We start from the raw sequence: 22978 nt of genomic DNA, 5'->3' as shown, positions 1-22978 counted from the left end.
CATGTTCCGCTAGAGTGGCGTGGTGTCTCAACCCGTTCGCAGCGACGCGGCACGCAACCGTCAGACGCTCATCGACGTCGCGACCAGGCTGTTCGTCGCGGCCGGGGCCGGCGGCGAACCCTCGCTGCGGCTGATAGCCCGCGAGGCCGGTGTCGGCATCGGCACGCTGTTCCGGCACTTCCCCACCCGCGAGGCGTTGGTCGAGGCCGTGTACCAGGACCAGGTGCGTCGCCTGACCGAGGGCGCCGATCAGCTGCTCGCCGCCTACCCGCCCGCGCAGGCGATGCGCCGCTGGATGGACCTGTTCAGCGAGTGGCTGGCCACCAAGAACGGCATGCTCGACACCTTGCGGGCCATGGTCAACAACAAGCAGCTCGGCTCGGCGCACACCCGCACCGAACTGCTGGCCGCCATCGACAAGATTCTCGCCGCCGGCCGCTCCGCCGGCGATATCAGCGCGCACGCCACCTCCGAAGACGTCGCGGCCGGCCTCATCGGCATCTTCACGGTGGCCCCGATCACCAGCAGCAGCGAACAGGCCGCCCGGCTCCTCGACATCTTCATGAACGGCATTGCCGCACCCGCCGCCGGCGAGCAGACGCTCGCCCGGACGCGGGGCGCGCGACGCCGTTCCGCGGCCGACCTGGATGTGTAAGGCCCGCAGGAGCCGTAACGCCCTTGCGCATTCGTGACCGGCGCCGGCCGGACGGCTCGAGGCCGCCGTGCGCGATCGCCGGTGATGTCGGTCAGTTGTTGTAGCGGTTGATCCGTCGCCCGGAGCCGTTCGGAACGGTCGGTCTCCGTGCTGGCAGGGGCTCGGACCGCACGCCGTCCCTAGGCGAGCCGATCCGTCGCCGCAACGCGCCGTACACCATAACCGTCATTATGGTGTACGGCCCGGAGCGGGTCGTCCAGCTCGTCGATGACGGTCCGGCGGTACATCTGGGCCGATTATCGGATTATCGGTATTAGCAATTTGATAATTGCGGCGTGTCGGTGCGGCGCGCGGCGAGGGGTCGCCTACGCTTGGCGGCCGTGAGTGAGACTCGGATCGACGTGCGGCTCGATGGCGACGGCGCGCCTGCTGGGGAATGGGTGGTGCAGGACCGGGCCGGCGACGACCGGCCGTGCGCATACTGCGGGCGGCCGGTCCCGCAGCGCAACGCGGCCGGGCGACCGTTCCGATATTGCCGCGACAACGACGGCGAGTGTCAGCGCAACGCCCGCAACGCGCGGCTGCGGCAGCGCACGTCGCCGGGCCTGCCGGGGCAGGTGGCCCGGGCGTTCGAGATCGCCGAGCGGCTCGACCAGGCGCTGACCGACCTGGTCGACGCGCTGCACGCCGAGGTCTCCCCGGCCGGCATCGAACGGCAGATCGCGGAGGCGCGGGCGGAGGCGGCGGCCGGGCTCGTCGCGGCGCACGCCGAGCGCGACGACGCGCTGGAGGAGGCGCGGCGGACCCGCGAGGCGCTGGAGGAAGCCCGCCAGGAGCGCGCCGCCACCGCGGCACTGCAGCTCGGTACCAGCAATGAACTGCAGCGGGTGCGGGCGGCGCTGGAGGCGGCCGAAGGGCTGGCCGAGCGCGCACGCGCCGAGAGCACCGCCGCGATCGCCGAGGCCAGCCAGCGGGCCACCGCGGCCGAACAGCGGGCCCGGCGCGCCGAAGAGGACGCCGACGCGGAGTGCGAGCGGGTCAACGCCGACGCGCAGACACGGGTGTGGGACGCCGAGCGGCGGGCCGACGAGGCACAGCGGGAAGCCGGGGCCGCGGTCACGGACGCCCGCATGGTCGCCGACCGGGTCATCGCCGAGGCGCGGGCGTCCGCGGCGGCGACGGTGGCGGAGGCCCGGGCGGCGATGGAACGGGAGGTCGCCGAGGTGCGTACCGCCGCCGGACGGGCTGTCGCCGACGCGGAACTGCGGGTGACCGAAGCCCGGGCGGCGGCCGAGGAAGCGGTCGGGGCGGCCCGCGCGGCCGCCGACGAGTCGATCGCGCGCCTGCGGGAGGCCGCCGACAGTGCCGCCGCCGAACGCGACGCGGCCCGGCGGGACTCGACGACCGAGGCGGCGCTGCGGGCCGAGGCGTACCGGGAGCGGGACACCGCCCGGGATCTCGCCGGCGCCGCGCTGCGTGAGCGTGACGTCGCACACACGGCGGTGGAGCGGGCGCTGCGGGAGGCGGCCGAGACCGAGAATCGACTGCAGCGGCGACTCGACGCCGAGGGGGCACGGGCCGCGGCGGCGGAGGCGGCGATGATCTCGGCCCGGGACGAGCTGGTCCGGCTGCGGACCGAGGCGGACCGGGCGCACGCCTGGGCGGACGATCTGCGGGCTCAGGTGACGCAACTCACGTCGGCACTTACTCGGTTGACCGCTTCGGGGGGCGCCCCGCCGCCGGTCGGGTGAGAACCGTCAACCGCCCGGGTGACCTGCCGAAACTACGGGGGGTGAACCGCGCCACGATTTCGCGGAACTGGTCGATCATTGAAACCCAACGTAAAATCAGGGTACCGGCCCGGCGACTGACCTACCGCTGTCCTGGGTGGGTCGTGTAATCTGCCCGCCCGCGGTGGGAATCGTCAGACCACGTGGCGTCGTTGGTTACAGCGAAGCGCAACACGATTCGAAGGGGAAGACCGACCATGGGCGAGCGCATGCTGCGCGGCAGCCGTCTCGGAGCCGTCAGCTACGAGTCCGACCGCAACACCGAACTGGCTCCGCGTCAGACCCGAGAATACCTGTGCGCCAAGGGGCACCAGTTCGAGGTTCCGTTCGCTGTCGACGCCGAGGTCCCGATGACCTGGGAGTGCAAGTTCGACGGCAGCGTGGCACGGCTGGTCGACGGCAGCGAGCCCGAGCAGAAGAAGGCGAAGCCGCCGCGCACACACTGGGACATGCTGCTCGAGCGGCGCACCATCGCCGAGCTCGAGGACATCCTCAACGAGCGGCTCGAAGAGGTCCGCCTGCGCCGCGGCCGCTCCGCCTAACACCCCGATTGACGCAGAAAAGCCCCGGCCGCACCGCCGGGGCTTTTCGCCGTCCACATCCGCCGGCACGGTCGGTGAACCACGTAGGGATCATGGACTCTGAGCTACGAGCCGACTGCGGCCAGTGTTTTGGATTGTGCTGCGTCGCCCCGGCGTTCGCCCGCTCCGCCGACTTCGCGATCGACAAGCCGGCCGGGCACGCATGTCCGAACCTCGACGAGTCGTTCCGATGCGGCATTCACACACAGTTGCGGCCGCGTGGCTTTGCGGGATGCACGGTGTACGACTGCTTCGGTGCGGGCCAGCACGTCGCCCAAGTGATCTTCGAGGGCCGCGACTGGCGGCACGATCCCGGGTCCGCGCCACGGATGTTCGAGACGTTCGCCGCCGTCCGCATCCTTCATGAGCTGCTGTGGTACCTCACTGAAGCGCGCGAACTGCCCGAGTCGGTCCCGTTCCACCCGGCCCTCGACGACGCCCTGTCGTCGACGCGGGCACTCAGAGACGCTGCCGGACGCCTCACACCGAGCGAGGCGGAGCGTCACCGCGAGGCGGTGGCGCCACTACTGCGGCACGTGAGCACCGCGACCCGGCGCTCCCGCGCGACCACGTCCGGCAAGCAGGTCACCCATCGCTCTCGGGCGAAAACGCTCGGCAAACAGGCCGGCGGCACGCTCGGCCAACAGCTCATCGGCGCGACGCTGCGCCGCGCGGACCTCCGGGGCGCCGACCTGCGGGGCGCGCTGTTGATCGGCGCCGACCTGCGGTCCGCCGATCTGCGCGACGCCGACGTGACCGGCGCCGACCTCCGCGGCGCGGACCTCGCGGGAGCCGACCTGCGCACGACGCTGTTCCTGATCCAGTCGCAGCTGGACGCCGCCTCGGGCGACGCGACCACGAAGGTGCCACCCCGGCTGCGTCACCCTGCGCACTGGCCCGATCACCGATGAGCCCGCCGCGCGGACCCGCCGCCGATCGCGCGAACCCGGTGACCGGTCTGCGCGCGTCAGGTGGCCGCGGTGTCGGCGTGCAGGGCGGCGTCGACGGTGTCCAGGACCGGGATCGGGCCGGCCAGGCCGACCGTGCGCAGCAGCCTCGCCAGGAAGTCCGGTGGCGCGGCGAGGCGCAGGAAGCCGCCGGCGGCGACGCAGTGATGGTGACCGTACGCGAAGGTCCCGAGGCCGATCGAGTCGCAGAACTCCACGTCGGAAAGGTCCACCACGATGCGGGTGCGGCCGGCCTCAAGCAGCGCGTGCATGGCGTCGCGGAGCTTGCCGGCGGTGGTCAGGTCGATGGAACCGCGCACCGCCACGAGGGCGATGTTGTCATCACGGTTCGTCACTGCAACATGCATTTCAATATCCTGCTCGCGATCGCCACGTTCCGCAGCGGTGCCGGCACCGGACCGGGTGGCGCTCGGTGCACGGCCGCGCCGGACGGGGCAGGCGGGCCACCTCGGGTGCGGTTGCTCGGCGACGACAATGATGATGTCGGTCGCCGTGTCGATCATCCGGTGGCGCTCGGTGAGCACGGCCGTACGGGGTGAAGGCATCGCATTGGTGGTCGTGGCATGAGGAGTTGTTGGCGGGCGCCCGTGGCGCCCGGTATTGCGGATCGCTGCGGGGATGCGGGGTGCGCGGCCGGCGCGGGCGATCACGCCACGGCGGGATCGGTGGCTGTGGGTGAGCCGCCCGCCGGGGTGGGTCGATCCGGGCGCGCTGCGGGATCGTCCGCCGCACGCATGGCACAGTGTGGTCGAACGGCGGCCGTGGCGTCACACCCGGTGTCCGTCGCCGAGGTTCGTGGCGGCCTTGATGCGCGGCCGGGAGCGGCACGATGAGTGCGGCTCGGCTGCTGGTGGCGGCCGCGTTGGCGCGAACGGCCGACTCCGCTGCCGGTGTGGTGATCGTGCTGGCGTCCGTGCGGCACTTCGGCGGGCCGGCGCAGGGGTCGCTGGCGCTGGCCGTGCTGCTGGTGCCGCATGTGGTGGCGGGGCCGTTCGTCGGGGTGCTCACGGATCGGGCGCGGCACCCTCGCCTGGTGCACACGTGCTTCGTCGCCGGGTTCGGGCTGGCGCTGGGTGGCTTGTTGTTGCTGCTTGGTCGTGTACCGCAGCCGGTGGTGCTGGGGTTGGCGCTGATCGCCGGGTGTTGCGGGCCGATGGTCTTCGGTGGGTTGTCGAGCCGGCTCGATGACGTCGTGGCGGTGGGAAGCCGGCGGCGGTATCGGGGGCTGGATGCCGCGACGTACAACGTTGCGGACATCGCGGGGCCGGCGGCGGGAGCGGCGCTCGTGGTGTCGGCCGGCGTGCCCGTGGCCGCGGTGGTGTTGACAGCGGTGTGTCTCGGCGCGGCGGCCTTGTTGCTCAGCGTCCGGCCCGCCGCGGCAGGAATGAGCGCAGGCGGCGGTGTCGCGGCGGGAGTGGGCGGTAGCGGCGGCGATGCCGCAGGAGTGAGGACGGGCAGCGGCAATGCGCCAGGAGTGAGCGATGGCAGTGGGGTCGCCGCAGGGGTGAGCGCTGGCAGCGGCGATGCGGCCGGAGTGAGTGCGGGTGGCGGTGCGGCGGAGGGTGCGCCGCGGCGGCGAATGTGGCACGACCTGCGGGACGGGCTTCGGGTCATTGTCGTGTCGCGGCCGCTGCGGTCCGTCACCGTGGCCAGCTGCGTTTCCATGCTCGGGCACGGGATGATGCCGTCCGTCGCCGTGTTGCTCGGGGCCGGGCACGGGCATCCGGGTGGCGGCGGGGTGCTGCTGACCGCGGTGGGTGCCGGGGCGTTGACCGGGTCGCTGGCGGTCGCGCGGCGGCCCGTGAACCTGCCGGCGCACCTCCTCGTGCTGGTGTGCCTCGTGGCGACGGGGGCGGTGTTCTGCGTGGTGCCGTTCGTGGGGTCGTGGCCGGTGCTGGTGGGGCTCTTCGCCGTGACGGGGCTGTTCGACGGGCCGTTGCTGGCGTCGGTGCTGCAGGTACGTTCCGCGGAGGCGCCGCCCAACGCCCGGACGCAGGTGTTCACGCTCGGGGCCGGGGTCAAGCTGACCGCGGCGTCGGTGGGGGCGGCGGTGGTGGCGAGCGTGGCGGCGTGGCCCGTGGGGGTGCTGGTCGCTGCGGTGGGCGGGCTCCAGCTGCTGGCCGCGGGCGCCGGCGGGGTGCTGCTGCTCGGGCGGGCTCGCGGCAGGGCGGCCGCGGCGCGGGCGCTGGCCTGGGAGGACTGAGGCCGGTCGACGGGTCGGACGGGCGGCACGGCGACCGGACACGCCGGCCGCAGAATCGCGAAACCGGCCGGTGGGAGCGGCGGCAATAGGGCCGGAATGCCGAGCGGGCGGCAGTCCCCGCGAAGGGAGTGCCGCCCGCTCGTTCTCAGTTACCTCAGCGGTGCCGCTTGTGGCCGTAGTCCTGGGCGATCAGCAGCCAGCCGTGGCCCTTGGCCGGAGCGCAGTAGCCGTGGTCGAAGCGTCCCTTGGCCTCGCCGACCCAGGCGAAGAACTGGCAGGTCTTCTTCGAGTTGTACCGGCCGGCCACGTACGTGCGGACGTGGCCGTTGTTGCGGCGGTCGCCCTTGTCGTGGTCGCCGCCGCCGTTGTGGTGCGGGCCGGGCTGGGCCGCGGACGGCTGGGCGGCCTGGGTGGTGGCGGCCGACGCCGCCGTGGCGGACATGCCGAGGACCGCACCGGCGGTCAGGGTCATGGCGCCCAGGGCCAGGATTCGTCGTGCGTTTCGCATCAGGATGATTCCCCCTCGTTTCGTGATGACGCGATCACACTACGTAGCGAAAAGCCGCAAAACCCTCAAAACGCCTCAACCTTTCAGTCAAAGACTGAAAGCCGTGCGGTCAGCGCAATCTGGGCGAATCGCCCCCATCGCCTCCGGTCGCAAGGCGGCCCCGGCGCGGCAGCGGCCCGGCGCCGCGAGGCGGTGGAGGGCCAGTAGCGCAGGGCAGCGAGAGGCCGCGGAGGGCCGACGGTGCAAGGCGCTGCAAGACGATGGAGACCCTCAGCGCAGCGGCAGCGCAACGCGGCAGGGGCTGGCGGTGCCGAGGTGATGCAAGAGCGCCGGCGGTGCGGGCCATGGGGCGCTGGCGGTGCAGAACAGCGCACGGCGGCGGAGGGGTCGGCGGGGCGAGGTGATGCGAGGGGGAAGTAGAGCCGGCGGGGCGGTGCGGAGTTGCGTGGCGGGGCTACTGGACCGGCCGGATGAGCACGGTGCCGCCGTCGGTGAAGGGGGTGTGGTCGGCGATGGTGAAGCCGGCGCGCAGGTAGGCCTTCATCGCGGCCTCGTTGCCGGCGGCGACCTCGAGCTCGACCCGGGCGCAGCCGTGGCCGGCGGCCCAGCCGGCGACGGCGTCGATGAGCAGGCCGGCGACGCCGTTGCCGCGGGCCTCGGGCGCCACCCACATGCTGATGAGGTGCGTGGTGGTGGGATCGGCCACGGTCACCCAGGCGCCGGCGATGCCGAGCGGAGCACCGGGCCGCCAGTGCCCAGGCCCGGCAGAACCCGGTGCGGCAAAGGCAGGCGCGACAACATCAGACGCGACAGGGCCAAGCGCGGAAGGGCCGGCCGCGGCAGCAACAGACTCGGCAGGAGCAGGTCCGACACCATCAGACGCGGCGGGACCGAGCGGCACCGGACCGGGTGGAACAGGGTCAGGCGGAACAGGACCGGCGAAGGCGGCGAAGAACTCGCCGCCGCGGGGCCAGTCGCGCCACTCGGACTCGCTGCGGTGTGCCTCGCGGGCGTAGGTGCTGGCGAACGCGGCGGGGCTGTCCTTGAGGGCGGTGAGGCGCAGGTCGCGTTTCAGCTGCCACTCGTCGGCGGTGAGCGGGCGTACGGTCACCGATGGACCATCCCAATTCGCCCGGCGCGGGGCAAGCGTGATTCCACCTCCGTTTTCCCATCAAGGGTGACGGCAGCGGCAATCAGGTGACGGCGCGGTCGGTGTCCAGCTGCTGCAGGACGGGGCCGACGAGGTCGGACAGGTCGCGGACGAGCACGGTGACGGCGCGCTCGGCGGAGGCGGCGATGTCCTCCGGCGACGCGTCGGTGTCGGGGGCGGCGGGCAGGTCGTCGAGGGGCAGCGGCGCCTCGACGAGCAGGGTGGTGCGCAGGTGCGGGTAGCGGCTCACGTCGCGGTCGGTGGGCTGGACGAACTGGCCGAACAGCTCGGGCCAGCCGCGCCAGCCGCGGTCGCGCCACCAGGCGCGGTTGGCGGTGAGCTCGGCGGGCAGCGGGGAGACGAGCTCGACGCGGGCGGTGAGGCCGCCGTCGAACGGGTTGCGCACGCAGGCGGCGGACAGCACGCGGCGGTGCCAGCGGACGTAGCCGGGGTCGAGGAACGGCGGGGCGGCGAGCGTCCAGGCGGTGCTGGCGAACGTGACGGGTGCGATGTCGCCGAGGCTGGTGGTGAACGCGCTCCGGGCGGCCAGGACGAGTGCCTTGTACCGGTCGTGGTCGCGGTCCAGCCAGAACGTCTTCACCATCGCTACGGTAGTCCGCCGGGCGGGTGCTGCCCGGCCTGTCCGCGCACAGCCGAAGCGACCGCGGCGCACAGCGGCGGGGACATCAGCACATCGGTGCTGTCGGCGACCTGGTCGACGGCGCCCAGGGCGACACCGGCCGGCCACAGGGCGGCGGCGAACCGGGTGGCGTCGATCACCTGATACGGGCGGTCGTGGTAGAGGCGGCGGGTCGGCGGCACCGGCTCGCACAGCCCGAGGTCGTTCTGCCACCGCCCGAGGGTCTCGTAGGCGGTGCAGAGGACGTCGAGGCGGGTGTCCGGGGCGGCGATCCCGGCGAGGCCGGCCGGGAACCCGAGCCGGGCGAAGGCGGTGCCGAGCCATTTGCTGTACGGCGGGTACCGTCGCCGCAGCAGCAACGCCAGCCGCATGACGTGCCGGGCCAGCCGGGCGGCGACGATCAGGCTGCCGGTCTCGTCGCCGGCCTCCAGGGCCCGGCCGGGGAACGCCTCCTCCTGCGCGATGTGGGTCCATTCGGCGGCGAGCACATACCGCCAGACCGGGCCGGGATACCAGGCGAGCCGCTGCCGCAGGGCGGTGAGCTCGCCGGTGGTGTCGTGGAAGACCGCCCCGCCGACGGCCTCGGCGAGGCGCTGCGCCGGCGTCCGGAGCCAGAACGACGTACCCGCAACATCGGAACAGTCCGCGAAGTGTGCTGTGGCCCAGCCGGCGAGGGTGGTCACCTCGACGCGGTGGGCGACCGGGCCGGTGGTGACCGGGGTCATGACCCGGACGCGGCCGGACGGTGGCAGGAAGTGCGTGGAGTGGCCGAGCACCGCGGTCGGCAGCCGCTCGGCGAGCAGCGCCCGGATCGCGTCGCCGTGGGCGGCGAGATCGGGCGCGGACAGCAGCAGGGTGAGCTGCGGGCCCCAGTCGTGGTCGGTGGAGCGGGGCGTGTCGTAGCCGAGCACGTCGGATCCGGGGCCGATCCGCGCGGCGGCGTGCGGCAGCCCGGGATGGTGAGCGTCGAGCAGCGGCCGCACGGCGGTGGTGTAGAGGGCCCGGCACACCTCGACGCCGGGCCGGAACGCGGCCATCAGCCGAGGTCGGTGACGACGGCGGGGTGGCGGGGGTCGTCGGCGCGGACGACGACGTCGGCCTGGTATTCGGGCATGACCTCGTCACGGTAGCGGCCGTAGGCGGGCAGGGTCCACGCGGTTTCCGGCGGGGTGCGGCGGGCCAGGGCGGCGTCGCTTTGCATGAGGTGTACGGCGAGGTCGAAGTCGAGGCCGGCGCCGAGCAGGAACACGCCGGAGACGACGAGGACGGCGTGGCCGGGCAGCGTGACGTAGCCGGCGCGGGTGGCCCGGTCGGTGGCCGGGTCCCACAGCGAGGGCAGGATGCGGCCGGTGCCGCCGGGCCCGGCCGGGGTGAGCACCTCGCGGGTGAGGGCGCGCTGGTCGAGCCAGTCCTCGTAGAAGGCGTCGGGGTTGGTCTTGCCGCGTTCGAAGCGCAGCGACGCGGCGCGCAGGAACCCGCCGGCGGGGACGTGCAGCACGGGCACGCCGGCGTCGGCGAGGGCGGTGGTGAGCGCGGCGGTGAGGGCCTCGGTGCCGGCGGTGGGGGCGCCGTCGACGGCGACGCGGGCCGGGTGGTCGCCGGCGGCGGCGACGGCGCGGTCGGCGAGGCCGGCGGCGAGGCTGTCGACGGTGACGGGCCGGGCCTTCACCGGTTGTGCTGGTTGGGGTGCGGGTCGATGACCTCGCCCTCGACGACCTCGCCCTGGATGACGTCGCCGTCGGGCTCGCCGGTGGGGTGGGCGGGCGGCGGGGTCCGTTCGGCGCGCACGACGCGGGGGCCGAACAGGTCGCCGGCGGCGGCCGGGGAGATGCGCCGCTCGGTGACGCGGCGGACCTGCCGGCCGGTGTAGTGGCGCACGGGCGGGGCGAGCAGCAGCAGCCCGGCGGCGTCGGTGATGAACCCGGGCACGATGAGCAGCAGCGCGCCGAGGAGGCCGGTGAGCCCGTCGGAGACCTCGCCGCCGGGGGGCCGGCCCTCGCCGACCGCGGCCCGGAACCGCCGCCAGGCGCGCATGCCCTCGCGGCGCACGAGCATGGCGCCGAGGACGGTGGTGGCCAGGCCGATGAGCACCGCCCAGGCCCAGCCGATGGCCTGGGCGACCACCACGAACACGACGATCTCGGCGATCACCAGTCCGAGAACGCCGATCGTCGCCCAGCCGGCGGTGCGCATGTCTGCCGTCCCTTCGTCAGCGCCCCAGGTCGCGTTTGGCCGGGCCGTTGCCGGCCACGGCGCGCTTGAGGGCGGTCCAGCGGGCGGCGCTGCCCCAGACGGTGACTTTCCACAGGGCTTCCCGCACGATGCTGGAGCTCATCTTCGACTGGCCGCGCTCCCGTTCGGTGAACGTGATCGGGACCTCGCTGACCCGGAACCCATCCTTGTAGGAGCGCCAGGCGAGGTCGACCTGGAAGCAGTAGCCGTGTGAGGCGATCGACTCGAGCTCGATCTTGCCGAGGACCGGGGTGCGGTACGCCCGGTAGCCGCCGGTCGCGTCGCGCAGCGGCATGCCGAGGGCGAGCCGGACGTAGACGTTGCCGATGCGGGAGATCGCCTGCCGGTGGGCGGGCCAGTTGACGGTGCGGCCGCCCTTGACGTAGCGGGAGCCGAGGACCACGTCGGCGTCGGCGAGGGCGTCGAGCAGCTTCGGCAGCTCCTCGGGGGCGTGGGAGCCGTCGGCGTCCATCTCCACGACGGCGTCGTACCCGCGCTCGGTGCCCCAGGCGAACCCGGCGATGTAGGCGGCGCCGAGGCCCTGCTTGCCGGCCCGGTGCAGCACGTGCACGGCCGGGTCGGTCCCGGCGAGCTCGTCGGCGATGGTGCCGGTGCCGTCGGGGCTGTTGTCGTCGGCGACGAGGATGTCGACGGCCGGGGTGGCCTCGCGGACCCGTTCGACGATGATCCGGATGTTGTCGGCCTCGTTGTACGTGGGGATGATGACGAGGACCCTGCCGACCCCGGGATACTGGTCCACGCCTCGGTCGGTTGCGCTCACAGGTCCTCCTTGATGCCTGGGCCGGTGGTCGGTGCGGGACTGGTGCTGCCGTGGTCGCCGGGCGACCCCGCGTCGCTGTCGGTGCTGTCACTGCCGGTGGTCGCCGGCGTCGGGCCGGTGGCCGCCGGGCGGCGCCGCCGGTGCCAGGTGGCGGCGGCGAGGCCGGCCAGGGCGAGCGCGACGAGCACCCACTCGGGGATCGCGCCGAGCCTTGTTGCAAGCGTACGTTCTGTGCCGAGGTGCAGCTCGGCGAGGATCACGGCGGGGGTGTCGAACCCGGTCTCGCCGCTGGTGCGGCCGGTGGCGCCGGCGAAGGCGGAGATGCCGACGGTGGAGGCCATGAGCGCGTCGCGGCCGTGCTCGACGGCGCGCAGCCGCACCATGGCCAGCTGCTGGCGGGCCTCGGCCTCGTTGAACGTGGCGTTGTTGGTCTGCACGGCCACCAGCTGCCCGCCGCCGGTGACGGTGTCGCGGACGAGGTCGTCGTAGGCGACCTCGAAGCAGATGACGTCGCCGACGGTGGCGGGGCCGACCGGCAGGACGCCGGGTGTCGTGCCGGCGGTCATGTCGTCGACCCGGTCGACCTCCTTCGACACCAGCCGGGCGATGCTGCGCAGCGGCATGGTCTCGGCGAACGGCACCGGGTGGCGTTTGACGTACTTCGGCACCGGGTCGGCGGTGTCCCGCCCGGGGTTGAACACCAGCCCGGCGTTCTCGACGCCGGTTTCCGGGCTGTACAGCACGGCGCCGACGAGAATGGGGGCGCCGACGGCGGCGGCGGCCCGGTCGATGAGCACGCCGGCGTCGAGGTTGCGCAGCGGGTCGATGTCGCTGGCGTTCTCCGGCCACACGACGAGGTCGGGCCGGGGGGCGGTGCCGGCGCGGATCCGGTCGGCGAGGGCGATGGTGGCGTTGACGTGGTTGTCGAGCACCGCGCGGCGCTGGGCGTTGAAGTCCAGGCCGAGCCGGGGCACGCTGCCCTGCACGACGGCGACGGTCACCGCCCGGCCGTCGGGTTGTTTCAGCGGTACCGCCTGGGCCAGGCCGGCGACGCCGCACGCGACCACGACGGCGACCAGCGGTGCGACGGCGCGGCGGGCGTCGTTGCCGGTGGCGGTGCCGCGCAGGACGGCGTAGCCGAGCAGCCCGCCGATGAGCGCGACGGCGAAGGTGAGCAGCGGGGCGCCGCCGGCGGCGGCGATGCGCAGCAGCGGGGAGCCGTCCTGGCTGAAGGCGAGGCGGCCCCACGGGAACCCGCCGAACGGGGCCCGGTCGCGCAGCGCCTCCTGGGCGGTCCACAGGGTGGCGACGGCGACGGGCCAGGCCCAGCCGCCGCGGTTCCAGCCGGTGGCGCGCCGGTCGAGCAGGGGGCTGATCCAGGCGCCGGCGGCGCCGAGCAGGCCGATGAACAGCGCCTCGAGGCCGGACAGCAGCAGCCAGGGCACCATGCCGGTGTGCAGGTTGGTCCAGGACAGCAGCGGGGTGAAGAACAGCGCCCCGGTGAGGGTGCCGAGCCCGAACCCGGCCCGCAGCCGCCGGCGGTGCACGGCGAGGGCGAGCAGCGCGACGCCGACGGGCGCGGCCCACCACAGCCCGTACGGCGGGAACGCCGCGAGGAGGGTGCCGCCCGCGGCGGCGGCGGCGAGCAGGGCCGCCCAGAGCGGCAGCGGCGCGGGCCCGGCGGCGGGGGCCGGCCCGGCTGGGGCCGCGGGTGCGGCGGTGGAGGGTGTCTCGACCAACGTCACCTGCGCCATCCCGAATTCGCCGACGGTTGTACGGTGCTGAGGCGCCCATTATGCGGGTTCTGTCGCCCGAACGTGGAATCGCGGGGTGTCGTTCGCGGGAATCGTCCAAGCCGTGGCGCGACGGTGTCGCTTCCGTGACCATTCGGACATCCACCGCTCATCTTCGCACGGCCGGCTCACGCTAAATCGCAGCAAATCCCGACATTTCCCGCCCGACGCCCAAAAGTCCGGCACGACCGGCGCATGCCGGGCATTGGCCGCCGCGGCGTGTGGCGCAGCGACCGGAAGTCTCCGTGATCATGCGCACCGGGGCATCGACACCAACGGTTTTTCATGATCACGGAGTGCTGATGTACCCCCGTGTGCCGAAAGTCTCCCGGATCATGGCAAACCCGGTCTGCGGTCACCGCGCACATCATGATCACGGAGACATACGTCCGCCCCGCCCCGCGCAGAGGCGGGGCTGATCAGCGCGGGACCGGGCGGCGGCGCAGGCCCGGGGTGATGTCGAGCGGACGGAGGCGGCGTCGAGCAGCCGTGGCGCGAGGTGGCTGACGGAGAGCCCAGGCGGCCGTGGCGAGGTGGCTGGCGAAGGGCCGTGCCGGGTGGCCGGCGGAGGGCCGGGAGCTGCAGCCCGGGGTGCCCAGTTGGCGTGGCCGCGGCCAGGCGGCGCTGGGCGGCCGCGGGCTGAAGATGGGGGCGCGACCCTGCGGCCGCGCCCCGCGCTCCCAGGCCCTGTGTCCGGCCGGTGCGGCAGTGACGTTCGTGCGCGGCCTTCGTTCCGGCGCGGCGCGGGCTGGCTGCCCGGGTCGTGCCGTTGTCTACTGGTCGCGTGATCCCCCCTGCCCTGACACCGGTGGATGCCCGGTTCGCGGCCCCCGCCGACCCCCGCCGCCTTGGTCCGGTGGCGTCCCGCCGGGTTGACGTGGACGTCCGGCCAGCCGGCAGTGGGGAGTAGCGAACCGCGGTCATCCGTCCCGAAGTAGGACGCAAAGACGGTACGCGCAGCCGCCGGGTGGATGTCAACCGCCTCGCGGGATGTAATTCGGCCCGGCGGCGTGTCGTTCAGGCGTGTCGGTCCCCGTTCACCCGCACGGACACGCACGGCATCCAGTCAACTACGCTCCGTCCGGATACGGTGGGTGACCGGGGTGGGGGAAATCACCCTACCGCCGGCCGGGTTTCACACCGGTCGTGGCGGCGAGCCGGGCGGCGGCGCCGGGGTGGTCGGCGGCGAGCAGCCCGACGGCGGCGAGGACGTAGGCGGCGTCGACCGTGACGCGGGGCGCGCGGGGCAGCGCCCACCCGCCGGCGTGGTCGTGCAGGGCCGGTGCGAGCGCCGCGGCGGCCGCGGCCGGTTCAGCATGCCGGAACACGCCGCCGGACGCCACGACCGACACGACGTCGCGCAGGTCGCGTCCCCCGCGGGCGTGGCGGCGCACCGCGACCGTCACCGCGGCGGCGGCCAGGCCGAGCGGGGTGGTGTCGTCGAGCGGGAGCCGTTCGGCGGTGGCCGCGGCGCGGATGCCGCCGGTGTTCCAGCGCACGCCGAGGTCGCCCTCGACGGTCCGGGACCGCCACAGCACCCCGGCGACGGCGTCGGGCGGCGGGGTGCCGGGCACGAGGGCGCTGTAGACGTCGGTGGTGGCGCCGCCGACGTCAACAGCGAGCAGGTCGCCGCCGAGCCGGTCAGCGAGGACGCCGACGCCGGCGAGGACGGCGTCGGGGGTGGCGGCGTCGATCATGCGGGCGAACCGGGTGCCGCGGGAGAGCCGTTTGCCGCCGATGACGTGGCCGATGAACATGTCGCGGATGGCGGCGCGGGCCGGGCCGGGGTCGGTGACGCCGATGCGGGGCAGCACGTTGCCGGTGGCGGTGACGGGCAAGCCGCGGGCGGCCAGCAGCGCGGCGGCCTCGGGACGGGCGTCGGCGTTGCCGGCCACGACGACGGGGACGCGCCAGCGGGCGGCGGCGAGGCGGCGGGCGTTGTGCAGCAGGGTGCCGGTGTCGCCGCCGTCGGTGCCGCCGGCCAGCAGCAGCACGTCGGGGCGGGCCGCCCGCAACGCCCGCACGTCGGCCGTGGACAGCGGGCCGGCGGCGACGTGCACGACGCGGGCCCCGGCGGACAGGGCGACGCGGCGGGCGGCGTCGGCGGAGACGAGGGCCTCGTTGCCGACGACGGCGAGGCGCAGCCCGCCCCCGGCGGAGGAGCAGCAGTACACCCGGTCGACCGGCCCGGCCGCGGCCAGCAGCGCGTCGACGCCGTCGAGGACGTCGCCGCCGAGGGTGGTGGGGTGGGTGGCGGTGCCGACGAGGTCGCCGGTGTCGAGGTCGACGACGGCGAGCTTGGTGTCGGTGGAGCCGACGTCGAGGCAGGCGGCCCGGGCGGTCACGGGGCGGGGACGACCACGGTGCCGGTCGCCGACACGGCGAGGACCGGCGGGTCGAGGACGTCGGCGGCCGACGGGCCCCGGCCGGGGTTGCCGCGGCAGGTGACGTGGCAGGTGAACTCGACGGTGCGGCTGCGCGTGCCCTGCCGGACGATCCGGGCGGTGACCTCGACGACGTCGCCGGCGTGGACGGGGGCGTGGAACGTGACGGTGCCGTACCCGGCGAAGAGGCCCTCGTCGCCGTCGGTGCGGATGCACAGCTCGGTGGCGGCGTCGCCGAACAGGGCGAGGCTGTAGGCGCCGTCGACGAGGTTCCCGCCGTAGTGGGCGTGGCTGTGCGGCACGTAGCGGCGGTGCACGACGGTGGTCCCTTCGAGGCTCACCGGCGGCCCCCGGCGGCGTGGGCGAGGTAGGAGGCGACCTCGCGGGGGGTGGTGCCGCGGCCGAAGATCCGGTCGACGCCGAGCTCGGCGGCCATCAGCTCGTCGAACCGGGGCCCGCCGGCGACGAGCAGCGGCCGGCGGGCCGGCGGGAACGCCTCCCGGAACGCCGCCGACATCGCCCGGGTGTTGTGCAGGTGGGCGTCCTTCTGGGTGACGACCTGCGAGACGAGGACCGCGTCGGCCTTCTCGGCGGTGGCGGCGTCGACGAGGTCGGCGACGGGCACCTGGGCGCCGAGGTTGACGACCCGGATCTCCCGGTAGTACTCCAGGCCCTTCTCCCCGGCGATGCCCTTGACGTTGAGGATCGCGTCGATACCGACCGTGTGCGCGTCGGTGCCGATGCACGCGCCGACCACGACGAGCTTGCGCCGCAGCCGGGCGCGGATGGCGGCGTTGACGTCCTTGGGCGACAGCAGCGGGTAGTCGCGTTCGGCGACGACCACCGTGCCGGGCTCGACGAGGTGGTTGACCCGCCCGTACACCACGTAGAAGGTGTGCCCGGCGCCGATCGGGCGGGCGTGCACGACCATGGCCGGGTCGACGCCCATCTTCCCGGCCAACTGCAGCGCGGCGCCCTCGCCGCGCTTGCCGGCCGGCAGCGGCAGCGTGAACGACACCTGGATCATCCCGTCGCCGGTGGTGTCGCCGTAGGGGCGGACGACCTCGTTCACCGGGCGTGGCCCTTCTTCGTGGCGATGCTCTCGGCCAGCGCCCACACCCCCGTATACGGGTTCGGCGGGGCGGCGCCGAGCCCGGCCAGTTCGGTCTCGAACCGCAGGGCGAGGGGTTTGGCCCGGTCGACGGCGTCGGCGAGCCCGTCGCGGAAGTCGGTGAAGTCCAGCCGCCGCGGGTCGTAGTCGGGCAGGTACTGCCGCAGCAGCCGCATCGCGGCGTCACGGTCCCCGGCCGGGACCGGCTTGTCGTGGAAGTGCAGCAGCAGCCACGTCTCGAAACACGGGTTGGACACCGCGAGCCGGATACCGGCCTGGTCGGCGTGCCCGGCCACGTCGTTCCAGTCGAGGTCCTCGCCGTCGAGGAGGACCCACACCTCGTCGACGGCGTCGCCGTGGCGGGTCTGGTACTCCTCGGCCAGCGCCACCAGGTGCGCCGGGGCGATCGGGTCGGGGGCGTGGTGCACCTGCACCGCCGGGTTGGCGCAGAACGCGTACAGGCCGGTCAGGTACGACACCTCGGCCAGCCCGCCGATGACCAGCTGCCGGCGCCGCGCCGGCCGGTAGGGCACGCGCCGGGCGATGGCGTTCTCACGCGGAAAGGGCATTGCCGGGTACCTCCTCCTCGTCCTTCTCCCGCATCGCCCGCCGGAACGCCAGCTCCGACACGACCGGCACCGCCCCGTAGGCGCCGCCGAGGTAGCGTCGCTCGACGTCCTCGCCGCGCTCGGGGTGGAAGTCGGTCAGCGGATAGACACTGGTCGCCCCGTCGTTGTCCTTGTCGACGAACCACACCTGGTCCCGCTGCAGCACGTCCTCCCCGATCGCGGTGCCGAGCAGCGTCGCGTCGTGCGAGGAGAAGATCAGCTGCGCGCCGCGCGGGTTGGTCCGCCGCGACTGGAACAGCCGCACCAGGCGGGTGGTGAGCCGCGGGTGCAGCGACGCGTCGAGCTCGTCGACGACGAGGGTGGTGCCCCGGTCGAGCGCGTCGCGGGAGTGCAGCACCAGCTGCAGCCACGCCCGCGTCCCCTCCGACTGGTGCTCCAGCGACAGCGGGGCCCGGTCCCGGCCGTGGTAGAACTCCAGGCTCAGGCTGCGCGCCTCGCGCAGCACGGTCAGCCAGTCGTAGTAGGCGACGTGCTCGGCCAGCTCGAGCCGCCGCCGGCCACTGGCCGAGGCGAGCTCGGCCCGGGCGACCTCGGCGGACTCCTCGGCGTCCTGGGAGCGGTCACGCCAGCCGGCGTCGACGACCCGGATGTCGGCGATCCCGACGTCGGCGGCGCGGAGCAGGTCGACCAGGGTCTCCCGCTCCGGGGCGCCGTTGGCCAGCTTCCGGTACAGCGCCGCGGTGACGATCTCCTGCGCCACCGGCAGGAACGTGATCCGCTGCGCGAAGTAGTCGTACAGCGGCTTGATGTCCGGGTGCAGCGCCTGCGCGGCGGTCGACACGAACAGCGCATTGGGGCGCAGCATGCCGGTGATGAACTTGTTGCGGGCCTTCGCCTCCGCCGACGTCGTCCCGAACTCGACCTTGTCACCGGCGCGTTCGAAGACCACCTTCTTGCGCCGCTTCGCATACGTGTACAGCCACTCGGTCTGCACCCGCTCGTCGTCGACGGTGAACCCGTACACGTGCGGCACCCAGTCGACCATGATGTCGGCCACGAACCCCGACGGCTCCAGCAGCGAGCGGGGCGAGAGCCGGAACGGGGCACGCCGCACCCCGGCGTCCGGCTCCCAGGTCGCGAACGACAGTTTCACCGCCGACTGCATGAACCGCATCGCGGACAGCAGGCTCGACTTCCCGGCGGCGTTGGATCCGAAAACGGCGGCGACCGGCACGACACTGCGGTCCTTGTCGTGCGCGGGCAGCAGGGACAGCTCGTGCTCGTCGCGGATCGACTGGTGATTGCTCACGCGGAAACTGCGCAGCATGAATGCTCCCGTCGGCCTTGAGGGCTCCTCCACGGCACAGTGTTCAACCAGTTGCCGGTTTCCGCTCGGCTGGCGGGGCCGTGCGGAGCAGGTTTTCTGTCGGGTTCCAATAATCGGGCTCGCGTTTCGCCACACCTTCACCGCCTTTGCCCCGGTCCGGGGGCCGTTTCATGATCCCGAACGTGCCGTCCGCGATCGCCGCGAGCAACCCCTCCCGGGAAATGCGCTCGAGCAGCTCGACGGCCTCCCGCAGCACCGCCGCGGCCCGGTCCCGGATGAACGGGCCGGGGGTGAAGTCCTCGTGCAGGTTCCCGGCGGCACGCTGCACGTAGTGCACGTTCTGCAGGGCGATGTCCCGGTCGGACAGCCACGGTGTGACCACCGCCTCAGTCATCATCCCGACCAGCAGAATCCCCTGCCCGGTGAGCATCCCGGCGAGGTTGAAGAACCCGTCGAGCAGATTGCCGCGGAACACGTCGCCGGTCATGTGCCGGGTCGGCGGCATCCACTTCAGCGGCGCCCCCGGAAACAGTTCCCGCGCCAGCAGCGCATGCGCGAGCTCGAGCCGGAACGATTCGGGCCGGTCCGGGTCGATCTCGAACGCGTGCCCCAGCCCCAGCTGCCAGTCCGCCAGCCCGGCCTCGTGCGCGAAATACTCGTTGAGCAGCTGCGACACGGTCACCGTATGGGCGGCGTCGACCGCGTCGGCGGTGGTGAGGTAATTGTCCTCGCCGGTGTTGATGACGATCCCCGCGCGGGCGTGGATCTGCCGGGAGAACCGCTGATCGACGAACGTGCGAATCGGGTTGATGTCGCGGAACAGAATGCCGTACATCGAATCGTTGAGCATCATGTCCAGCCGCTCCAGCCCGGCCAGCGCCGCGATCTCCGGCATGCACAGCCCCGACGCGTAGTTCGTCAGCCGCACATACCGGCCGACCTCCCGGGACGTGACGTCCAGCGCGGCCCGCATGAGCCGGAAATTCTCCTGCGTGGCGTAGGTGCCGGCGAACCCCTCCCGGGTCGCCCCCTCGGGCACGTAGTCCAGCAGCGACTGCCCGGTGGAGCGGATCACGGCGATGACGTCGGCGCCGGCCCGCGCGGCCGCCTGCGCCTGCGGGATGTCCTCGTAGATGTCGCCGGTGGCGACGATCAGGTAGATCCACGGCCGGCGCGGCGGATCCCCGAGCCGGGCCACGAGCCGGTCCCGCTCCCGCCGCCGCCGGTCGATCCGGGCGACGCCGCGGCCGATCGCCGCCGCCGCCGACCGCCTCGCCCGCGCCTGCTTTCCTTCCGGGGGTACCACAAACCGCACACTCCCGGCGGCCGCCTTCTGCGCCAGCAGCGTGAGGTCGGCATGGCCGTCGCGGGTGAGCGCGTCGAACACCGGCAGCACCACCCCGTGGCCGAGGCCGGTGTCCGCGGCGACGGCGTCCACGAGCCGGTTCACCCACGGGATCCCGTCCGGGTCGGCGCCGGTGACCCCGGCCAGCCGCAACGTGGCCCGCTCCACCGCCACCGTCGTATGCGTCCGGGCCAGGTCCACGACCGGCGCCCCGGCGGCCGCGGCGAGCCGCCGGGCCCGCGCCACCGTCCGCGCATCCAGCCGCAGCTTCCCGCTCACCGCCGCCGCCCCCTCACGCCTCGAAGATCGTCTCGCCGCGCAGCACGGTCAGCCGCGCCGCCGGACGGTGCCCGCCGCCGATGACCCCGGTCACACTGTCACGGGTGTCCCACACCACGAACGTGGCCGTCCCGCCCGGGTCCAGAACACCCTCGTCGTCGGCGCCGACCGCCCGCCACCCGCCGCGGGTGTGCGCGGCGAACGCCGCCTTCGCCCCGATCCGCTGGACCGGGTTGTGGTGCCCGGCCGCGGCCCCGCAGCCACCCCACGGGTCCAGCGGCGTGACCGGGCTGTCGGAACCGAACGCGAGCAGCACCCCGACCCCGGCCATCGCCCCGATCGGGTTCGCCGCCAGCGCCCGGGCCGGCCCGAGCCGCTGCGCATACATGCCGTGCTCGCCGCCCCACAGCCGGTCGAACGCCGGCTGCACCGACGCCACGATGCCGTACTCCACGAACCGGGCGATCGCCGCCTTGTCCAGCAGCTCCGCGTGCTCGATACGATGCCGCCCGGCCCGCAGCCGCTCCACCCCGACCCGGGCCGCGGCACCCGCGAACCCGGCCAGCACCGTGCCCAGCGCCGCGTCACCGATCGCGTGGAACCCGCCCTGCACCCCGTGCTCGACACACGCCACGAGGTGGTCGGTGACCTGGCCGGCGGTGAGATAGCCGTGGCCGCGGCCACCGGGCTCGTCGTGGTAGTCGGCGGCCAGGTGCGCGGTGCGGGCGCCGAGCGCGCCGTCGGCGTAGAGGTCCCCGGCCGCGCCGTACGCGCCGAGCTCGCGGGCCTTGCCCGCCGCACCCGCCTCCCCCCACAGCCCGAACACCCGCGGATAGCCGGGACCGTGCGCGAGGGCCGCGGTGAAGTCCGCCTCCCCGGACGTGCCGGGCCCGCCGCACTCGTGCACCGCGGCGATACCCAGCCCGGCGGCGTGCCGCAGCGCGGCCCGCTGCGCGTCGAGCACCTGCCCGTGGGTGATCGACGCGAACGCCGCCGCCCGCACCACGTGGTGGGCGTCGCGGCGCAGCCACCCGCCGGCGTCGAACCCGGCCGCGGCCTTCGCCGCGTCGGTGAGCAGCGCCGAGGAGACCAGGGCCGCGTGGACGCAGGCCCGGGACAGGTAGACGGCCCGGCCGCCGCCGGCCGCGTCGAGCTCGGCGGCGCCGGGCGTGGCCTGGTCGGCCCACCCGGACTCGTCCCAGCCGTGACCGATGACGACCGCCCCGGCCGGCAGGGTCGCGGCGTGCGCGGCGACCGCGGCGAGGACCTCGGCCGCGGACCGGGTCCCGGACAGGTCGAGGCCGCGCAGGGCGAGCCCGGTCGCGGTGGTGTGCACGTGCGCGTCGACGAACGCCGGCGTGACCAGGGCCCCGTCGAGCTCGACGACCCGGTCGGCGCCGCCCGGCGCCTCCGCGTCCGGGCCGAGCCAGGCGATCCGGCCGCCGTCGGCGAGCAACGCGGTCGCGGACGGGTCGGCCGGTGCGTGCACGCGTCCACCGCGGTAGAGGGTCTTCATGCCGCCCAGTCTGCCAACCGGTGCTCCAGCCGCGCGCGGAAGAGGTGCCGCACCGCACTGTCGGATCGCAGCAGGGCCAGCGCGTAGCCGGCGTGGCCGGGCACGTAGCCGTTGCCGATGAGCATCGTCACGTCCGCGGCGAGCCCCTCCGCGCCCAGCGCCGCGGCCGGGAACGACGTGGCCATCGAGAAGAACACCACCGTGCCCCCCGGGGCGGTGGCGAGGATCGCCGCGTGCTCGCAGCCGGGCACGTCGACGCACACGACGGTGAGGTCCGCCGGCCCGCCGTGCGCGTCCAGCAGCGCGGCCAGGCCCACCGCGTCGCGGGCGTCACCGGCCACCACCGTCCCGGCCAGCCCGGTCCCGGCCAGCAGCGCCGCCTCCGCGGCGTCGCGGACCACGCCGAGGGTGACGGCCCGGGCGCCGCCGGTGTCGCGGGCGGCGGCCAGGGCGAGGCTGCCGCTCTTGCCGGCCGCGCCGAGCACCGCGACCCGCACCGGCCCGTCCCGCCGCTCGAGCAGACCGGTGAGGGTGCGCCGGACCAGGGCCGGCGCCCCGCACACGTCCAGGACCGCCAGGGCGAGCCGCGGGTCGAGGTCGGCGGGGAGTACCGCCGCGACGGAACGGGCGAACAGGATGGCGTGCCCGGCGCAGGGCACCTGCTCGCCCAGGCCGTCCCAGGCGCGCAGCCCGTCGCTGATGCGCAGCGGGGTGAGGGTCAGCGAGACCAGGGTCGCGACCCGGTCGCCGGGGGTCAGGCCCAGCGGCGAGGCGGGCCCGGCCGCCTCCACGGTGCCGATGAGCATCCCGCCGGAGCCGGTGACCGGGTTGTGCATCTTGCCGCGGGCCTCGACGATGCCGAGCACGGCGGCGCGGATGCGCTCGCCGTCGCCGCCGTGCTCGGCGGCGAGCTGCCGGTAGCTGGCCGCGTCGAGGTTGAGTCGCTCGACCCGCAGCCGGACCTCGTCGTCGGCGATCGCCGGTGACGCGTCGAGGCGCTGGGCGGCCTGGGGCAGCACCCCGGCCGGGGACAGCACCCGGTGCAACCCGATCGGCGAGCTCAACCCCACACCCCTTCCCCGAAGATTTTCCCGCAGAATACCGCCAGCACAGGAATTCCTCCAAGCACGGGTCGCCCGACGAAAG

The 22978-nt window shown here is 74.1% G+C and carries 22 protein-coding genes; 5 read left to right on the top strand and 17 right to left on the bottom strand.

Annotated features, from left to right (window positions below):
* The first annotated feature begins 22 nt into the window (after positions 1 to 22).
* From ACQPXD_RS28105 to ACQPXD_RS28090, 4 genes are all read left to right on the top strand, one after another.
* A complete protein-coding gene (locus tag ACQPXD_RS28105; protein ID WP_432824310.1) occupies positions 23 to 655 on the top strand; it encodes a TetR/AcrR family transcriptional regulator in 633 nt (210 codons plus the stop codon).
* Between the two features lie 380 nt (positions 656 to 1035).
* Complete coding sequence (locus ACQPXD_RS28100) at positions 1036 to 2406, top strand: serine/threonine protein kinase (protein ID WP_432824309.1); 1371 nt, start codon at positions 1036 to 1038, stop codon at positions 2404 to 2406.
* 236 nt (positions 2407 to 2642) lie between these two features.
* The gene (locus ACQPXD_RS28095) at positions 2643 to 2987 is read left to right on the top strand and encodes an RNA polymerase-binding protein RbpA (protein WP_223092257.1); all 345 of its coding nucleotides are present in this window, start codon (positions 2643 to 2645) and stop codon (positions 2985 to 2987) included.
* Between the two features lie 8 nt (positions 2988 to 2995).
* Complete coding sequence (locus ACQPXD_RS28090) at positions 2996 to 3937, top strand: pentapeptide repeat-containing protein (RefSeq protein ID WP_432824308.1); 942 nt, start codon at positions 2996 to 2998, stop codon at positions 3935 to 3937.
* Between the two features lie 56 nt (positions 3938 to 3993).
* Here ACQPXD_RS28090 and ACQPXD_RS28085 read toward each other — a convergent pair whose 3' ends face one another.
* Positions 3994 to 4518, bottom strand: coding sequence for an STAS domain-containing protein (locus ACQPXD_RS28085; RefSeq protein ID WP_432824307.1), 525 nt, complete (start codon positions 4516 to 4518; stop codon positions 3994 to 3996).
* Between the two features lie 368 nt (positions 4519 to 4886).
* Here ACQPXD_RS28085 and ACQPXD_RS28080 point away from each other — a divergent pair, with 368 nt between their 5' ends.
* Entirely contained in the window at positions 4887 to 6197 is a 1311-nt protein-coding gene (locus tag ACQPXD_RS28080; protein WP_432824306.1) for an MFS transporter, read from the top strand.
* A gap of 154 nt (positions 6198 to 6351) precedes the next feature.
* Here ACQPXD_RS28080 and ACQPXD_RS28075 read toward each other — a convergent pair whose 3' ends face one another.
* From ACQPXD_RS28075 to ACQPXD_RS28000, 16 genes are all read right to left on the bottom strand, one after another.
* Positions 6352 to 6705 carry a hypothetical protein gene (locus ACQPXD_RS28075; protein WP_432824305.1) on the bottom strand — a complete coding sequence of 118 codons (354 nt, stop codon included), beginning with the start codon at positions 6703 to 6705 and terminating at the stop codon, positions 6352 to 6354.
* 454 nt (positions 6706 to 7159) lie between these two features.
* Complete coding sequence (locus ACQPXD_RS28070) at positions 7160 to 7816, bottom strand: GNAT family N-acetyltransferase (RefSeq protein ID WP_432824304.1); 657 nt, start codon at positions 7814 to 7816, stop codon at positions 7160 to 7162.
* Between the two features lie 82 nt (positions 7817 to 7898).
* Positions 7899 to 8459, bottom strand: a complete 561-nt coding sequence (locus ACQPXD_RS28065) for a hypothetical protein (RefSeq protein WP_432824303.1) — start codon at positions 8457 to 8459, stop codon at positions 7899 to 7901.
* A gap of 2 nt (positions 8460 to 8461) precedes the next feature.
* The gene (locus ACQPXD_RS28060; RefSeq protein WP_432824302.1) at positions 8462 to 9532 is read right to left on the bottom strand and encodes a DUF4037 domain-containing protein; all 1071 of its coding nucleotides are present in this window, start codon (positions 9530 to 9532) and stop codon (positions 8462 to 8464) included.
* Entirely contained in the window at positions 9532 to 10164 is a 633-nt protein-coding gene (locus ACQPXD_RS28055; RefSeq protein ID WP_432824301.1) for a uridine kinase, read from the bottom strand. Before ACQPXD_RS28055 ends, ACQPXD_RS28060 begins: the two co-directional genes overlap by 1 nt.
* Positions 10161 to 10688: an FxsA family protein gene (locus tag ACQPXD_RS28050; protein ID WP_432824300.1), complete on the bottom strand. Its 528-nt coding sequence runs from the start codon at positions 10686 to 10688 to the stop codon at positions 10161 to 10163. The genes ACQPXD_RS28055 and ACQPXD_RS28050 overlap by 4 nt, the downstream gene beginning before the upstream one ends.
* Before the next feature lie 16 nt (positions 10689 to 10704).
* On the bottom strand, positions 10705 to 11508 hold the full coding sequence (locus ACQPXD_RS28045) for a polyprenol monophosphomannose synthase (protein ID WP_432824299.1): 804 nt from the start codon (positions 11506 to 11508) through the stop codon (positions 10705 to 10707).
* Positions 11505 to 13262 carry an apolipoprotein N-acyltransferase gene (gene lnt, locus ACQPXD_RS28040; RefSeq protein ID WP_432824298.1) on the bottom strand — a complete coding sequence of 586 codons (1758 nt, stop codon included), beginning with the start codon at positions 13260 to 13262 and terminating at the stop codon, positions 11505 to 11507. The genes ACQPXD_RS28045 and lnt overlap by 4 nt, the downstream gene beginning before the upstream one ends.
* Positions 13263 to 14419: 1157 nt before the next feature.
* Positions 14420 to 15646 (bottom strand): glutamate mutase L, encoded by a 1227-nt coding sequence (locus ACQPXD_RS28035; RefSeq protein ID WP_432824297.1) that lies wholly within the window; start codon positions 15644 to 15646, stop codon positions 14420 to 14422.
* On the bottom strand, positions 15643 to 16026 hold the full coding sequence (locus ACQPXD_RS28030; RefSeq protein ID WP_432824296.1) for a hotdog domain-containing protein: 384 nt from the start codon (positions 16024 to 16026) through the stop codon (positions 15643 to 15645). The genes ACQPXD_RS28035 and ACQPXD_RS28030 overlap by 4 nt, the downstream gene beginning before the upstream one ends.
* A complete protein-coding gene (locus ACQPXD_RS28025; RefSeq protein WP_432824295.1) occupies positions 16023 to 16757 on the bottom strand; it encodes an OAM dimerization domain-containing protein in 735 nt (244 codons plus the stop codon). The genes ACQPXD_RS28030 and ACQPXD_RS28025 overlap by 4 nt, the downstream gene beginning before the upstream one ends.
* On the bottom strand, positions 16754 to 17365 hold the full coding sequence (locus tag ACQPXD_RS28020) for an RloB family protein (protein ID WP_432824294.1): 612 nt from the start codon (positions 17363 to 17365) through the stop codon (positions 16754 to 16756). Before ACQPXD_RS28020 ends, ACQPXD_RS28025 begins: the two co-directional genes overlap by 4 nt.
* Positions 17349 to 18692, bottom strand: a complete 1344-nt coding sequence (locus ACQPXD_RS28015; RefSeq protein WP_432824293.1) for an AAA family ATPase — start codon at positions 18690 to 18692, stop codon at positions 17349 to 17351. Before ACQPXD_RS28015 ends, ACQPXD_RS28020 begins: the two co-directional genes overlap by 17 nt.
* Before the next feature lie 43 nt (positions 18693 to 18735).
* Positions 18736 to 20316: a lysine 5,6-aminomutase subunit alpha TIM-barrel domain-containing protein gene (locus ACQPXD_RS28010; protein ID WP_432824292.1), complete on the bottom strand. Its 1581-nt coding sequence runs from the start codon at positions 20314 to 20316 to the stop codon at positions 18736 to 18738.
* A 13-nt stretch (positions 20317 to 20329) separates the two neighbouring features.
* The gene (locus ACQPXD_RS28005; protein ID WP_432824291.1) at positions 20330 to 21832 is read right to left on the bottom strand and encodes an amidohydrolase; all 1503 of its coding nucleotides are present in this window, start codon (positions 21830 to 21832) and stop codon (positions 20330 to 20332) included.
* On the bottom strand, positions 21829 to 22896 hold the full coding sequence (locus tag ACQPXD_RS28000) for a zinc-binding alcohol dehydrogenase (RefSeq protein ID WP_432824290.1): 1068 nt from the start codon (positions 22894 to 22896) through the stop codon (positions 21829 to 21831). The genes ACQPXD_RS28005 and ACQPXD_RS28000 overlap by 4 nt, the downstream gene beginning before the upstream one ends.
* Between the last annotated feature and the right edge of the window lie 82 nt (positions 22897 to 22978).

The organism is Dactylosporangium sp. CA-092794 (genome assembly GCF_050948465.1).
Taxonomy (GTDB): domain Bacteria; phylum Actinomycetota; class Actinomycetes; order Mycobacteriales; family Micromonosporaceae; genus Dactylosporangium.
The sequence above is the reverse complement of the archived record's forward strand: the minus strand, read 5'-3'. Positions and strand labels throughout refer to the sequence as shown.